This is a genomic window from Pseudomonas sp. S2_H01 (assembly GCF_054668305.1).
In genome coordinates, this window is the sequence record NZ_CP162756.1 from 1254883 (window position 1) to 1269648 (window position 14766).

The following is a 14766-nucleotide window of genomic DNA, read 5'->3' on the forward strand; positions in this document are numbered from 1 at the left end:
AAAGCAGTTCTTGGGCTGCCGCACGGCTGCAGGTTGATGAAGGACGTGTGGGAGACGTCGGAGGTTACGACGGCAGCGAATGCGTTGTGCCACGCACCAACGAAGGCTCTGACCCACCGCATTCGCGGCCGTCGTAATCTCTGACTGCTCCCACAGCAACAGCGATACCGCCCGGCCCGAGTCAGTAAACATCCCGCCGATACCGCCCCTGCTCAACCAGCGCTTGGACGCCCTCTTCACCGATCAAGGCTTTCAATGTTTCATCCACACCCGCCGCCATCCCTTCCAGACTGCCGCAGATATAGATGACCGCGCCGTCCGCCAGCCAACGATGCAACTCATCGGCGGCCTCACGGAGCCGGTCCTGCACATATACTTTTTCAGCCTGATCGCGAGAGAACGCCAGGTCCATCCGCGCCAGATCACCACGCGCCAGCCAGCCGTTCAACTCATCGGCGCAATGGAAATCGTGTGCGGCGTTACGCTCGCCGAACAGCAGCCAGTTCCGCTGTTCGCCCTGCGCGATGCGTGCTTTGAGCAAACTGCGCAATCCCGCCAACCCTGTACCGTTACCGATGAGGATCATCGGTGCCGGGTCGCTCGGCAGGTGGAAACTGCTGTTGCGGCGAACCCGCAGGCTGATCGAAGCGCCCACTGCAGCGTGCTCGGTCAACCACCCGGAACACACGCCAAGACCGCCATCCGGATGCAGCTCTTGACGCACAATCAACTGCAACGCGCCGCCCTGAGGAAGCGACGCAATCGAATACTCCCGCATCGCCAGCGGGACCAACGCATCTACCAGCGCTTGCGCGTGCAGACCGACCAGGTGGCTGCGATTGGCAGGCAACTGGCGAGTGCTCAAGGCCTGGCCCAGGGTTTCGTTCAAGCCGTCGACGTTGACCTGCGTGTCGGCCGCGATGCCCAGCCCCGCGAGGAACTGCTCGACCGCGGACTGCGCATTGCGAGGCAGGACCTCGACCAGATCCCCGGCTTCCCAGCCCGTCCCGGCGCCCGACGTCAGGCCCAGCATAAACACCTTCGACCCCACACTGTCCGGGTTCAACAGGTCGCGCTGGCTCAGCGTCCAGTGCTCGTAATCCGGTGCTTTCCACGCCGCCGCAGGCTTGGAACCTGTGAGTTCACCGAGCTGTTGCTGCCAGTGTTGCAGCGCCGTGCTGTCGCCGCTGTCCACCTCCACCGGCGCAAACAAGGTGCTGCCGCCACGCTCGCCGAGCCAGACATGCAGACGCTGGGCGAAACCGCAGAAATGCTGATACTGCCGGTCACCCAGTCCCAGTACGGCGTAATTGAGGTTTTCCAGGGACAGCGGCCGCCCCAGCAGCTTGCGCTCGAAACCACGGGCGCTGTCCGGTGCTTCGCCGTCACCGAAGGTACTGACGACAAACAGCGCATTGCGGCTCTGGTTCAGATCCTGCTCGGTCATGTCTGACAGGCGCTGCACACGCACCGGCAGTCCGGCCGATTGCAGTTGCCCGGCGGTCTGCCAGGCCAGTTGCTCGGCAAACCCGCTCTGGCTGGCGAAGCCGATGAGCCACGCCGGCCCCTGAGTGCCATAGCCACTCGGGCTTGCTGACACTTCGCCACGCGCAGCGCGGACTTCACGCTTCTTGCGACGGCGATCCAGGTACAGCAACCAGCCGGTGATGAAAAACAGCGGCATCAGCAGCGCCGCGACCGTGATCACGATGCGGCCAGGGAGCCCCCAATAGCTGCCGGTGTGCAGCGAGTAGTTACTGACCAACAGCTGCGCGCCGTAGCTTTTATCTGCATAGCGAGAAACGGCCTTGAGCTGTCCGTTGGCCGGATCGAGGGTGATCTGGTTCAGCGCCCGTGGATGCGGCGCGTCCTTGAGCACATAAAAAACGGTCGCCATTTGTCCCGGCCCCTGCGGCATGCGCAGGTTGTAGGCCTTGAGATCGGGGCCAGCGGTTTTCTGGACCGTGTCTGCGATCGCCGCGTAATCCGCCGCTGCGCTTTGAACGGGTGCAGCGTCCCGCGGGCCAGGAGCCGGACGCGGACCGCCACCACCCCGACGCTGTTCGCCGGCGACAGGCGGATCGCCAATCAGTTTGGTCACACCGTTGCTGAACCAGTCGTAAGACCACATCAAACCGGTGACGGCCAGCAGCAGATAAATGATCAGGCACCAGGTGCCGAACACCGAATGCAGATCCCAATTGAAACTGCGTCCCTTCTTCGCCCAATCCAGCGTCAGCCAAACGCGCCAGTTCAGTGCCTGACGCGGCCAGCGCAGGTACAGACCGGACAGGCAGAAAAACACCAGAATCAGGGTACAGGCTGCCGTCACTTGCTTGCCGTATTCACCCGCCGCCAGAAAGCGGTGCAGGTTCAGAATGAAGCCAAAGAAGTCCTGCCCCACCGCGTCTTCGGTGAACTCGCCGGTGTAGGGGTTGAAGTTATGCATCTCGCCACGACGCTGGCCCGGCGCAGGCTGAAACCAGACCTGGGCGATCCGGTTACTGTCAGGTTCGATGCGGAACATGGACACTTTATCGTGGGCCTGAGCCTCGACCCTGGCGACCATTTCAGCGAGCGAAAGGTGATTGCCCTGCGGCTGAACGAACAGCGTCTCGGGGTTGAGCGCATCAACAATTTCGTCCTCGAACGAATACAGCGCGCCAGTGATGCCCATCAAGGCCAACACCAGACCAGCGGTGATTCCGAAGAACCAATGCACCTGAAACAGGACTTTCTTCAACACCCTCGATCACCTCGATAACCCGTAGCGACGCGCATTATGCGCACAAACAACAGTTATTCTCATCCGTATATGATTCTGTATTCGGTATCAATTCAGACACACCGAAGGCGGTGGCACCTGACGGCCCTTCACACAAAAAGCCCCACTTACCAAAGCAAGCGGGGCTCAGTTGTTCCTCGTGCGGTTAGAAGTGGAAGCTGGCGCTCATAAGAGCAGTGCGGCCAGCGGCCATATGCGCATAGTGAGTGGTGAACACTTGATCGTAGTAACGCTTGTCAGTCAGGTTCTGCACGTTAAGTTGCAGGTCAACATTCTTGGTCAATGCGTAGGTCGCCATAGCGTCGTAACGCCAGTAGGACGGCACCTCCACCGAGTTGGCCTCGTTACCGAAACGTGAATCGACGAAGGTGGCGCCACCGCCTACCGTCAGCTTGGGCATCAGTTCGTAGGTGGACCAGAAATTGAAGTTGTTACGCGGCGTGCTAGGCATATGGTTGCCTTCGTCGGCGGCACTGCTGGCCTTAACGATTTCGCTCTCCATGTACGTGTAACCGCCGTACACCTTCCACTTGCTGGTGATGTTGCCACTGTAAGTCAACTCAAGACCATCGACGCGCTGCTCACCATCGAGCACCTGGAAGGTCGCGTTGTCAGGATCCGTGATCCGGGCATTGGTCTTTTCGGTACGGAACAGCGCTGCAGTCAGCGACAGGTTGTCGTCGAAGAAGTCCCACTTGGTGCCGATCTCATAGTTGCGGTTCTTTTCTGGATCAAGGTCGGTATTGTTCGCCGCCAGTTCCAGACCACCGTTGCCACTGGTTTCGCCTGACGGGTTGCTCGACGTTGACCACGCCGCGTAGATACTGCCATTAGGTAGCGGTTTGTAGGTGAGGCCCACCTGGTAGTTCCAGAGCTGGCTGGTGTTCTCACGCCTGAACGTCCCGGCCACCGAGCCACGTCCACCCGTGCTGTACCCGCTCGACGTCACGTCGTAATCGTCATAGCGCAAGCCAAGGTTCAACGACCACTGATCATTGAATTTCAGCGTGTCGAACACGTAGGCCGCGCTGGTCTTGGTGTCGGTATCCGTGTAAGCCAGACTATCGGTTATGGTGCCGTTCCAGGCATCTTTTGGTGTAGGGTCGTAGAGGCTTGTGCAATCACCGGACCTCAACAAGGCAGCATTGCAGGTTGAGCCAATGGTGCCGCCCGTTGCGGTTAGAACGTTATAGCCTCGATTGTGCGTGTCCTGATAGGAGAATTCGAGACCTGTGACCAGGCTGTGCTCGACAAAGCCGGTGTTGAATTTAGCCTGAAGGTCGGTCTGGTTGACGAAGCCGCTGGAAGTGGAGTTACGGCTTTTAGCCGAACGCGACACCAGGCCATTAGCAACGTTGCCACGACTGTCATCCGGGTTGGTGACGATGTAATCCAGCGTCGAACGCGACATGCGGAAGCTGTTTGAAAGGGTCAGGCTGTCGTTCAGGTCATGTTCGATCCGAAAAGTACCGCTGTCGTTCACGCTCTTGCGGTAGTCGCGGTCGGTCAGGCCGTAAAAATTGTTCTCATTGACGTGAGCCGGTTTGTCGACGACATATTTGCTGCGACCAGTGGTGTTGGTCAGCGGAATACTGTAGTCAGGCATGTCATCGGTGGTGAGGTGGTAGTAATCCACTTTCACTCGGGTGTCGGTGCCCAGACCGAAGGCGAAGGACGGCGCAAAGCCCCAACGGCTCACATCTACGTCGTTACGCCCCGCCACGTTGGCGTCGTGCTTCATGAGGTTCAGGCGTACCGCGGAGGTGTCGGTCATCTGCTGGTTGACGTCCAGCGTATAGCGCTGGGTCTGGTCAGAGCCGAAGGTATAACCCCCATTGTAGGCATCACCCAGATGAGCGCCCTTGGTGACCAGGTTCAGACTGCCACCGGTCGAACCGGCACCCGTGAACGCAGAGCCCGGCCCCTTGCTTACTTCAACGGACTCAACGTTGAAAATCTCGCGGCTCTGAGCGGCAACGTCGCGCATGCCATCGATGAACACGTCGCTTTCGGCGTTGAAACCACGAATGATCGGGCGGTCTGCATTCGGGTTGCCACCCTCGCCTGCGCCAAATGTGATGCCTGGGGTCGTGCGCAATGCATCAGCCAGACTGGTCGCAGCCGTATCGCGAATCACTTGTTGTGGAATCACCGTAACGCTTTTTGGCGTCTCACGCAGCGGAGCGGTGTACTTCTTCGAAGCGGACTCTTCAGTCTTGTAACCAGTGTCCTGCTCACCATCGATGGTGGTGGCCCCGAGGCTCAGCGCTTTGTCCTGGGTGGCCTCTGCGGCTTGAGCCATATGCGCGGCAGACATCGCAGCAATGGCGACGCCCACTGCGCCTGCGATCGAGCGCTGAGACGATACGGATGTTGATTGTGATTGGCGCGACATTTTCCTTCCCCAAGGAATGTTGAGGCCGCGGAATATAGTTGGGAATCATTTGTATTCGCATAAAACTTACATTCTTTACATTTTCCCTTTACGGCTTTTTCACACTCGTCCGTCTACGCGCGCCCGCAGGGTTTTACACAGCCAATAAGAATCACTACCATTCGCTACCTTTTCGATTCTGAGTGGCGACGCCATGCTCTTACACATTCCTGGCCTGTTTACCCGTGAGGAAGTGCAGCGCATCCGCGAAGCCCTGGAGCAGACCGAGTGGGCGGACGGCAAGATCACCGCCGGCCACCAGTCGGTAAAAGCCAAGCACAACCTGCAACTGCCCGAAGGTCATCCGCTGGCCAAAGAGATCGGCACGGCGATGCTCGAACGGTTGTGGCATAACCCGTTGTTCATGTCGGCCGCTCTGCCGCACAAAGTGTTTCCGCCGTTGGTGAACTGTTACACCGGCGGTGGCAGTTTCGATTTTCACATCGACAATTCGGTACGGCAGGCCAAGGGCAGTGTCGAACGCGTGCGCACCGACCTGTCCTCGACATTGTTCTTCAGCGACCCGGACGATTACGACGGCGGCGAACTGGTGATTCAGGACACCTTCGGTACTCGACAGGTCAAGCTGCCCGCAGGTGACCTGCTGCTCTACCCCGCGACCAGCCTGCACAAGGTCAATCCCGTGACGCGGGGCGCACGTTACGCCTCGTTCTTCTGGACCCAGAGCCTGGTGCGCGACGACGGCCATCGCACGTTGTTGTTCGAGATGGACACCGCGATTCAGCAACTGAGCCGCGACGTGCCCGATCATCCGTCGCTGATCCAACTCACCGGCACCTATCACAACCTGCTGCGCCAGTGGGTCGAGGTCTGATTGATGAGCTGGAATCTGCGACGTCAGGAAGTACTCGATGGCCAACAACTGCGCGCGATGCTGCAGGACAACCCTGCCAGCGCAGCGCGCGCGATCCTCATCGCCGCTCAGCAGAACATGCCAGACGCACAAGCCCTGCTCGGGCAGATCCTGCTCGATGGCAGCGGCATCGAGCAGGACGCCGCGCTGGCGCTGACCTGGTTCCAGATCGCCGCCCGCAGCGGCCACGCCATGGCGATCAATATGGCCGGGCGTTGCCATGAGCACGGATGGGGATGCGAACCCGACATAGTCAAGGCTGCCGAGTGCTATCGACAGGCGGCCGAAGCCGAACTCGACTGGGGCTTTTATAACTACGCAAACCTGCTGGCGACCGGTCGCGGCGTGAACAAGGATCAAGCGCGGGCGCTCGCCTGTTACCGCAAGGCCGCGCACATGGGTCATGCGAAATCGATGAATCTGCTGGGGCGATACCTCGAGGAAGGCCTCTGCTGTGAGCGGGATTTGCCCGCAGCGCACGACTGGTACCGACGCTCGGCAGAAGGTGGCGATTTCCGCGGCCAGTTCAGCCACGCTGCCGTCCTGGCCGAACAAGGGCATATTGAAGAGGCCATCACCTGGCTTCGAACCGCGTTACGCATCGGCAACCTTAATTTTCTGCGAGTGAGCCGTGAAACGCTAATGTCGGCCGCTCAACCGGAAATCCGTGCGCTGGCAATCGAGTATTACCACCAAGCGTCGATAATCGGTGATAGGCAGGATCAGATGGCCCTGAACGAAATCTTGAAGACCACAGCCTGATAGATACACAGGCTGTTACTTCTGCGCAGGCCAGCACACGCCGGCGAAGCGTGTTGTATTGAAACATTGAAATATCCGGACCAGACTCTACCTTTGACACGCTTTAACGCCCCGCCCTACTCTTCTTAATAACAACTCACTCGTTGTTAAATCGCATGCTTTACACCAAGCCAGGAAGGCTTGTTAATGACTCAGACAGGACAGCTGAACATGAATACTTCTACCCAGCCCGACGCAATAGAAGAGACCGTCACGGCGTCAGAGACGCTGATGCAAGCGTCTTTGGGAACATTGGAAAACAGTGTCCGTCCCAAAGGTTTGATCCTCACAAAAGATCAGATCATTGATCTTCATCGTTATGAAAAGAAAGCGCTGAACTTGCCTACTGAGATCAGCAAGGTTATTGCTTACCTGGGGTATGGCAGCAACACCATCGCTGGCCCGGGATTGGCGCCTGCCGATTTTGCACGGTGCTTTACCGTCGTTCGCAATCACGCACTGCGCTGGAACCCTCTACAACACCGCGTAAAAAATGTGAGTGGAGAGCTCAAAGTCTTTGCTGCGCAGATGCTGACGTATGGCGATTCTTTCCAGAGCATTATTGCCGACATTAAAAGCGCCCAGACATTACGTCAGCTGGGCATCAAGACGCTGGAAGATCTGAAACGTGTTCAGATCGAAATGGGCGACGCGTTTCCAGGCATCGAATTCGATGCAGACGACGCAGACGCAGCGATCGACTTCGGCTACCTGCTGGACAGGATCATTGCCAAAGTTACCGATCATGAAGCGCGTACCAGACAGTTGAAAGATGATCTGGCGAACTACGGCGACGACCTGTCGAATGAGGTTCGTCCCGCGATTGCGCTTCAGTTAGTAGCCATCGAGAACTCTCCGCTCAAGGCGAACATTGTAAAACTTCAGAAGGAAATCGATAACCTCAATGAGGAAATCGACGAAAAGAGTGCCGCCTACAAGAAAACCGTCATGTCATCGCTGGAGTCTGCGGCAGGCCTGAATGTTGTAGGCCTGGGCATGGCGATCTACTTCGGGGTCGAGGCGGAGAAAATCCGCAAAGAGCGAAATGATCTCAAAAGCAAGCGCGACCAGAAGATCAATAACATGTACGAGATGGACCTCATTCTCGGTCGATTAGGCTATATCAAAGCCGATTTGCAAGATCTGGAAATGCTGACCATCGAAGCAGACTGCGCCACCAAAAACCTGATCACGCTCTGGAACAAACTTCACACCTACGCCCTGCAATCCAGGGAAGAGTCGGAACGCATTGACGATGCCATGCGAGCCACTCTGTTTGTCTACCACTTCGAACAAGTCGTTGCCCCCTGGAAGCTGATTGCCGAAGAGGCCGATCAACTGTTGAGCGTCTTCGCAGAGGCCGATGCAGAGATGGCCAAAGACCTCAAAAATTCTTATTAATTAATCAGTGACTACATCATGAATATTTATAACATCCACAGTGAAATCGAATTCTCCTATCCCGATGCTTCGCAGCTGAACAACAGCTTGGCCCAGATGATCAAACTGGACGCGGCTGCCCGGTATGCGTTCAGTGTTACCTCGTTTCTTCCTGGCGTTCAGACCCAATGGGCAAAACTGTACAAGACGGCTTCCCTCGGCCGCACGAACATTCGCAGCCACACGGAGACAGTGATTATCCACCTGACCAGGTCGCTGAAGCAGCTCAATAAACTGCGCAGTGAATACCCTCAGTTGACGGACAGTGAGGATCAGGACGATAACCTGCACCTCCGTGAGCTCGAACTAGGTACGGCGGAGAAAAAATACAAGGACTATCTCGGCCTGCTGCTAAAACAGGTGTCCGAGCTAGAGGGCCTCACGCTGAACACCGAACAGCTCATCTCCTATACACCGGGGCTGAAAGCTGACGCCCAAGGCTTCGATGACGAGATCACGGCGATCGACAGCCGGATGGCAACCCTTGAAATCGAGCGTAAGACGCTCACCGACGGCATGCTACCGCTGGAAAAAACCGGGTTTACCGATATCGCCAAAGACGCATTGCTGTCCGCAGAAAGCGTGAACACCCTGGGTGTGAGTCCGCCAGAAGCAGAGCTGGTCAAGCTTGCCATTGCGCACATGCAAAAGGTGCTGGAAGGCATTGGGCGAAATCTCAACTATCTGGAGATGTACAAGGAGCGGGAACGTGTCATCGCCAAGATTAAAGTCGAGACAGAGGTGCGTGGTCGCGTAGAAGAAAAGCAAACGGAAAGCGGACACAAAATCGTGCTGGTTGACTCGGTTCTCAACCTGTATGCCGAGTACATTTCAGTCACCCATGAACTGGTAAAAGTGAAGCACTCCGTCGAACAATTCGACCGGTTGGTCTCGAACGAAAATGCAGATCATGATGACAAGGAAAGCCGCTTCGTCAACACAGCGCAGGCGCTGATCAGCTACCTTGAGACCGTGCGTTAAACGCCAAGCTCATGACCCGGACAATGGCGGTCCAAGGGACCGTCGTTGTCGCCGGTGCACATGGAAACCATCACCATGCAGGACGCACTCATTTCTTTCCGACAGTTCGATGTGCTCTATCAATATCGTACGACGCTCGTTAATTTGCCGCAGCAAGCGGATCGGATAATAAAGCGGTTGGGGATCGCCACTGACCCGCGGTTTTTGACGGTTTATCAACCGGCACTCAACGAGACGCTTTGGCTCGCAAGTAACCGGCTGACACAGTGGCCCGACCTCTCCCCAATTTACCCTCGCGCTTTCCATGATCAGCAACGGCTGAATACTGATATCCGTCAGTTCAATGCCATCTTTGAAGCCACGCTTGCGTCCATGCCTGCCGCAGAACGTAGAGCCCCTCTTTCAAGCCTCGACTTGCGCAAACAGCCTTTTTTGCTGGAGGGCAAGCTGTTGGTCCTCACGGTAGGACCTGCCTGGCCATTTGCTCAGCAGATGAAAACCAGGGTGTCGCAGACCTATATGACGTTCGAAAGCGCCGCAGGTACTCTCAATCAACTGCATCAGAACAATCGGGAAATCCTGCCGCGTTTCATGGACTTCATGCGCGGCGCCCTTGAAACGTACATCCGCAAAAATAAACCCGATCAGAACCAGGGCGATACGAATACCGCTGCCCTTAACGCCGAGATCACGCTAATCGCCCAACAGCAGCAGAGTCTGATTCAAGCCACCGAGCAACTGAGTGAAGGATTCACGCGTTTGGTGAGCATGCAGAGCACTGCTTTGAGGGAGTTCAGCACGCTGTTTTCCACAATCTCCAGGGCCGATTTCCAGTTGATGGTGGAACTTGCCATCCCTTCCCTGAATGAGGCCGAGCTAACGGCGCGGCACTGATATTCCGGGCACAAAAAAACCCGCGATCACTCGCGGGCTTTTTGCGTTGCGGCATCACACTTAGATGTAGAAGGACTTCAATGGCGGGAAGCCGTTGAACTCCACAGCGCTATAGCTGGTGGTATACGCGCCGGTCGACAGCCAGTACAGGCGATCACCGATGGCCAGGTTGAGCGGCAGGCCGTACTTGTAGTTCTCGTACATGATGTCGGCGCTGTCGCAGGTTGGACCAGCGATCACGACTTCTTCGACTTCGCCTTTCTTCTCGGTCCAGATCGGGAACTTGATGGCTTCGTCCATGGTTTCGATCAGGCCGGAGAACTTGCCCACGTCGGTGTACACCCAGCGCTCGACCGCGGTACGCGATTTGCGCGCAACCAGCACCACTTCGCTGACCAGAATACCGGCGTTGGCGATCAACGAACGGCCTGGCTCCAGAATGATTTCCGGCAGATCATCGCCGAAGTCTTCTTTGAGGAAGCGGATGATTTCTTCAGCGTAGGTTTCCAGGCTGTTGGTACGGGTGATGTAGTTGGCCGGGAAGCCACCACCCATGTTGATCAGCTTGAGCTCGATGCCGTCTTCTTCTTTCAGACGTTCGAAGATGACCTTCACTTTAGCAATCGCGGCGTCCCACACGCTGATGTCGCGCTGTTGCGAACCCACGTGGAACGAGATGCCGTAAGGCACCAGACCCAGGTCACGGGCCAGGATCAGCAGGTCCATGGCCATGTCGGTCTGGCAACCGAATTTGCGCGACAAAGGCCAATCGGCCGTGGTCGAGCCTTCGGTGAGGATGCGCACGTAGACTTTCGAGCCCGGAGCGGCCTTGGCAATGTTGCGCAGGTCGGCTTCGGAGTCGGTCGCGTACAGACGCACGCCCTTCTCGTAGAAGTAGCGAATGTCCTTGGACTTCTTGATGGTGTTGCCGTAGCTGATGCGATCCGGGCCAACGCCACGGTCCATCACTTTGTCCAGCTCGTAGATCGAGGCGATGTCGAAGCTCGAGCCTTTCTCTTTCAGAAGGTCGATGATTTCGACGGCAGGGTTGGCCTTGACCGCGTAGTAAACCTTGGCAAATTCGAAACCGGCGCGCAGGTCGTCATAGGCCTGGCTGATCATCGCGGTGTCGATGAGCACGAACGGGGTTTCTTGCTTGTCGGCAAACGCCTTCATTTTTTCGAAGGTGCTTTTCTCGAAATAGTCTTCGACCTGAATCGACATGCGGGGGACTCCTGTTGGCAAACGGTAAAAAACAATGGGTGTGAGGGCCTTGCCCTCTTGAACGTCCTCCGTATCCCCACTTTGGTTCGCCTACTTCCCAAGGCTGTTCGCCGAAAGCAAAAAGGCCATGGGACGCGGGTTCCCTTGGCCTTGCTGTCTCGTCGTCAGTACTTGAGCCGGATGGATCGTTTCCAGCATGGACGTTCGGCGCGAACTTTAGGACCTGAGGGGTTCAAGATCAACAAAAAATGTCGCTTTTCTGCCCGTTTTTGCCAGACGGGCATTCGCGTTTGTTTCATCACCCTGTAGTAACCGACCGATGTGACAGGACGATGTTCCCGTGGCTCGCCGAAGCAGGCGATGCCTTCTATCTCCCGTTCGGTACCCGACCGGTAAAAAGAGGTGCCTTGCGACATCGTTCGCGAATGAATTCGCTCCCACAGAAAACATACATTCCTACTGTGGGAGCGAATTCATTCGCGAGGGCGTCAGGTCAGGCGCGAGTAACGCACCTGATCCCTTACCTCAAACCGATGCCACCTGCTCTGCCACTTCCGCTGGCGAAACGATGCTGGTCTTCATGCCTCGCGACTGGCCTGAACTGAGATAGGCCGCAATCGACTCCTGCGTCACTTCCCCCAGAAACACGTTCTCGGCGTCGAGCACCGGCAGCCATGAACGGTTGAACTCGTACATGCGCGACAACAGGATGCGCAGGTGCTCGTCGTATGCCGCAGTGGCGTTGAACGGACGCAGGTATTGCTCGCATGTACCGCTCTGGCGATGCAGGTCGCGGCGGCGCACGTAGCCCATGGCCTTGTTGTCGGCGTCGGTGACCACCACGTAGCGGCGGTCCTGTTCGTCCATGATCTCCAGCGCATCGGCGACCGGCGTTTCCGGGCTGACGGAAGGCGCGTTATCCGCCGCATCTTCAGCTTTCACCAGCAGCAGGCGCTTGAGGGTGCTGTCCTGACCGACGAAGTTGCTGACGAAGTCATCAGCAGGATGAGCCAGCAAGGTGTCCGGGTGATCGATCTGCAGCAGTTTACCCGCGCGGAAGATCGCGATCTTGTCGCCCAGTTTGATGGCTTCGTCGATGTCGTGGCTGACCATGATCACGGTCTTGTTCAGCGCGCGCTGCATCTCGAAAAACTCGTTCTGGATCATCTCGCGGTTGATCGGGTCGACCGCGCCGAACGGTTCGTCCATCAGCAACAACGGCGCATCGGCCGCCAATGCGCGAATCACGCCGATCCGCTGTTGCTGACCACCCGACAGTTCACGCGGGTAACGGTGCAGGTACTGCTTGGGCTCAAGCTTGATCATGCTCATCAGTTCGCGGGCACGGTCGTGGCACTTCTGCTTGTCCCAGCCCAGCAGTTTAGGTACGACCACGATGTTTTCTTCGATGGTCATGTTCGGGAACAAGCCGATCTGCTGGATCACGTAGCCAATGTTGCGACGCAAGGTCACTTCATCGAGCTGAGTGGTGTCTTCGCCGTTGATCAGCACCTTGCCGGAGGTTGGCATGATGAGGCGGTTGATCATTTTCAGCGTCGTACTTTTGCCGCAGCCCGACGGGCCGAGGAAGACGCAGATCTCGCCTTCGTTGACGGTCAGGCTCACGGAATCGACAGCCTTCACTTCCTTGCCGTTGCTCTGGAAGGTTTTGGAGAGGTTTTGAAGTTCGATCATGGTTTTGACAGTCATTTGAGCAATCCTTTTGGAGTCAGCGAGCGTTGCAGCCATTGCAGAAGCAGGTCAGCGAAGATGGCCAGAATGCTGACCAGTACGGCGCCGACGATGAGCATCGACATGTCGCTGCGGCTGATGGAAGCGAGGATGAGTACGCCAAGGCCACCGGCACCGATGGTGGCCGCGATGGTCATGACGCCGATGTTCATGACCACGGCGGTGCGCACACCGGCGAGAATCACGGGCACGGCAATCGGTAGCTCGACCATGCGCAGGCGCTGACCGAAGGTCATGCCGATGCCTTTCGCGGCTTCACGAATGCCCGGCTCGACACCCGTCAGCGCCAGGTAGGTGTTGCGCATGATGGGCAACAGTGAATAAAGGAACACGGCCGTGATCGCCGGCATCGGGCCCAGGCCTTGGCCGAACTTCGAGTAGAACGGCAGCAGCAGGCCGAACAAGGCAATCGACGGGATGGTCAGCAGCACCGTGGCGCTGGCCTGCAAGGGGCCGGCGAGCACCGGAAAGCGCGTCATGAAAACGCCCAACGGCACGCCCACCAGAATGGCCAGCGACACTGCGATGCCCACCAGCGTGATGTGTTGCAGGGTCAGGTGCAGGACCTGATTCCAGTCCAGATGGGAGAAAGCGCTAAGGAGGCTCATAGTTTCTTCTCCTGCTGCTCTACTGGCGTTTGCTTGATCGGCACGCTTTCAGCGGAAGGGTTGATCGGATGCGCGCGCAGGAAGTCGGCGGCCACGACGGTAGGACTTTCGTGATCGACATCCACGCGCGCGTTCAGATCAATCATCGTCTGGTTATCCAGCAAGGCCGCCAGCGGCTTGAGTTGTTCGGCCAGTTGTGGGTGCTTGTCCAGGAATTCCTTGCGGATCACCGGCGCTGCGGTGTAGTCCGGGAAGTAGTGCTTGTCGTCGTCCAGCACCTTGAGCTTGAAGGCATTCAGCCGGCCGTCGGTGGTGTAGACGAGCCCGGCGAACACCTGACCGTTGCGCAGCGCGGTATACACCAGACCGGCGTCCATCTGGCGCGTGTTTTCACGGCTCAGGTTCATGTCGTAGTGCTTGACCATACCCACCAGCCCGTCGAAGCGATTGGCGAACTCAGTGTCGAGGGCGACGATATGATCCTTATCGGCCTCATCCTTGAGCACAGTGGTCAGTTCGGAGATGTTGTTGATCTGCGGGTACTGGCGGGCGATCTTGTCCGGCAGCGCCAAGGCATAGGTGTTGTTGAACTTGGACGGCGATAGCCAGACCAAGCCTTTCTTCGCGTCGAGTTCTTTCACCCGCTGATAGGTCTGCTCACTATCGAGCTTTTCGTTTACATGGTTGTAGGACACCAGCGAGACCCCGGTGTACTCCCAAAGCATGTCGAGCTGGCCGCTTTCCTGCGCACTGCGCGCCAGGTTACTCCCCAGGCCGCCGGTGATCTGGACCTGATACCCCTTGTCTCGCAGGTATTGCGCGGTGAGCTCGGCGAGGATGGTCTGCTCGGTGAAGACCCGCGCGCCAATGCGCAGCAGCGGTCGCTCGGCCGGTGCATCGGCCGCCTGGACAAATCCGGACAACAACAGGCCGGCGCCCAGTATCAATGTGCATAACTTCTTCATGCGAATTC

11 protein-coding genes are annotated in these 14766 nt (G+C 57.5%); 5 read left to right on the top strand and 6 right to left on the bottom strand.

Annotation, left to right across the window (positions count from 1 at the left end):
• Window positions 1-181: 181 nt before the first annotated feature.
• Window positions 182-2743 carry a PepSY domain-containing protein gene (locus tag AB4N84_RS05600; protein ID WP_460046944.1) on the bottom strand — a complete coding sequence of 854 codons (2562 nt, stop codon included), beginning with the start codon at window positions 2741-2743 and terminating at the stop codon, window positions 182-184.
• A 187-nt stretch (window positions 2744-2930) separates the two neighbouring features.
• Complete coding sequence (locus AB4N84_RS05605; protein ID WP_460045532.1) at window positions 2931-5180, bottom strand: TonB-dependent receptor; 2250 nt, start codon at window positions 5178-5180, stop codon at window positions 2931-2933.
• Between the two features lie 193 nt (window positions 5181-5373).
• Between AB4N84_RS05605 and AB4N84_RS05610 the strand changes: the two genes are divergently transcribed.
• The 5 genes from AB4N84_RS05610 to AB4N84_RS05630 all read left to right on the top strand — a co-directional run bounded on the left by AB4N84_RS05610 (window position 5374) and on the right by AB4N84_RS05630 (window position 10209).
• Complete coding sequence (locus AB4N84_RS05610; RefSeq protein WP_460045533.1) at window positions 5374-6054, top strand: Fe2+-dependent dioxygenase; 681 nt, start codon at window positions 5374-5376, stop codon at window positions 6052-6054.
• Between the two features lie 3 nt (window positions 6055-6057).
• The gene (locus AB4N84_RS05615) at window positions 6058-6855 is read left to right on the top strand and encodes a tetratricopeptide repeat protein (protein ID WP_460045534.1); all 798 of its coding nucleotides are present in this window, start codon (window positions 6058-6060) and stop codon (window positions 6853-6855) included.
• Window positions 6856-7065: 210 nt separating this feature from the next.
• Window positions 7066-8295, top strand: coding sequence for an alpha-xenorhabdolysin family binary toxin subunit A (locus AB4N84_RS05620; protein ID WP_460045535.1), 1230 nt, complete (start codon window positions 7066-7068; stop codon window positions 8293-8295).
• 18 nt (window positions 8296-8313) lie between these two features.
• Complete coding sequence (locus AB4N84_RS05625) at window positions 8314-9315, top strand: alpha-xenorhabdolysin family binary toxin subunit B (protein WP_460045537.1); 1002 nt, start codon at window positions 8314-8316, stop codon at window positions 9313-9315.
• A 60-nt stretch (window positions 9316-9375) separates the two neighbouring features.
• Window positions 9376-10209, top strand: a complete 834-nt coding sequence (locus AB4N84_RS05630; protein ID WP_143024463.1) for a hypothetical protein — start codon at window positions 9376-9378, stop codon at window positions 10207-10209.
• Between the two features lie 60 nt (window positions 10210-10269).
• Here AB4N84_RS05630 and AB4N84_RS05635 read toward each other — a convergent pair whose 3' ends face one another.
• The 4 genes from AB4N84_RS05635 to AB4N84_RS05650 form a co-directional block, all read right to left on the bottom strand.
• On the bottom strand, window positions 10270-11433 hold the full coding sequence (locus AB4N84_RS05635) for a type III PLP-dependent enzyme (RefSeq protein ID WP_074756084.1): 1164 nt from the start codon (window positions 11431-11433) through the stop codon (window positions 10270-10272).
• 525 nt (window positions 11434-11958) lie between these two features.
• Window positions 11959-13128, bottom strand: coding sequence for an osmoprotectant ABC transporter ATP-binding protein OsmV (locus tag AB4N84_RS05640; protein WP_460046946.1), 1170 nt, complete (start codon window positions 13126-13128; stop codon window positions 11959-11961).
• Window positions 13129-13139: 11 nt separating this feature from the next.
• Complete coding sequence (locus tag AB4N84_RS05645; RefSeq protein WP_074756086.1) at window positions 13140-13793, bottom strand: ABC transporter permease; 654 nt, start codon at window positions 13791-13793, stop codon at window positions 13140-13142.
• Window positions 13790-14758, bottom strand: coding sequence for a glycine betaine ABC transporter substrate-binding protein (locus AB4N84_RS05650; protein WP_083370743.1), 969 nt, complete (start codon window positions 14756-14758; stop codon window positions 13790-13792). The genes AB4N84_RS05645 and AB4N84_RS05650 overlap by 4 nt, the downstream gene beginning before the upstream one ends.
• Window positions 14759-14766: the final 8 nt, after the last annotated feature.

Bases quoted from the DNA above. Each gene is read 5' to 3' on its own strand.
- AB4N84_RS05605 (WP_460045532.1), bottom strand. From the start codon at position 5,180: ATGTCGCGCCAATCACAATCAACATCCGTATCGTCTCAGCGCTCGATC.
- AB4N84_RS05610 (WP_460045533.1), top strand. From the start codon at position 5,374: ATGCTCTTACACATTCCTGGCCTGTTTACCCGTGAGGAAGTGCAGCGC.
- AB4N84_RS05615 (WP_460045534.1), top strand. From the start codon at position 6,058: ATGAGCTGGAATCTGCGACGTCAGGAAGTACTCGATGGCCAACAACTG.
- AB4N84_RS05620 (WP_460045535.1), top strand. From the start codon at position 7,066: ATGAATACTTCTACCCAGCCCGACGCAATAGAAGAGACCGTCACGGCG.
- AB4N84_RS05625 (WP_460045537.1), top strand. From the start codon at position 8,314: ATGAATATTTATAACATCCACAGTGAAATCGAATTCTCCTATCCCGAT.
- AB4N84_RS05630 (WP_143024463.1), top strand. From the start codon at position 9,376: ATGGAAACCATCACCATGCAGGACGCACTCATTTCTTTCCGACAGTTC.
- AB4N84_RS05635 (WP_074756084.1), bottom strand. From the start codon at position 11,433: ATGTCGATTCAGGTCGAAGACTATTTCGAGAAAAGCACCTTCGAAAAA.
- AB4N84_RS05640 (WP_460046946.1), bottom strand. From the start codon at position 13,128: ATGATCGAACTTCAAAACCTCTCCAAAACCTTCCAGAGCAACGGCAAG.
- AB4N84_RS05645 (WP_074756086.1), bottom strand. From the start codon at position 13,793: ATGAGCCTCCTTAGCGCTTTCTCCCATCTGGACTGGAATCAGGTCCTG.
- AB4N84_RS05650 (WP_083370743.1), bottom strand. From the start codon at position 14,758: ATGAAGAAGTTATGCACATTGATACTGGGCGCCGGCCTGTTGTTGTCC.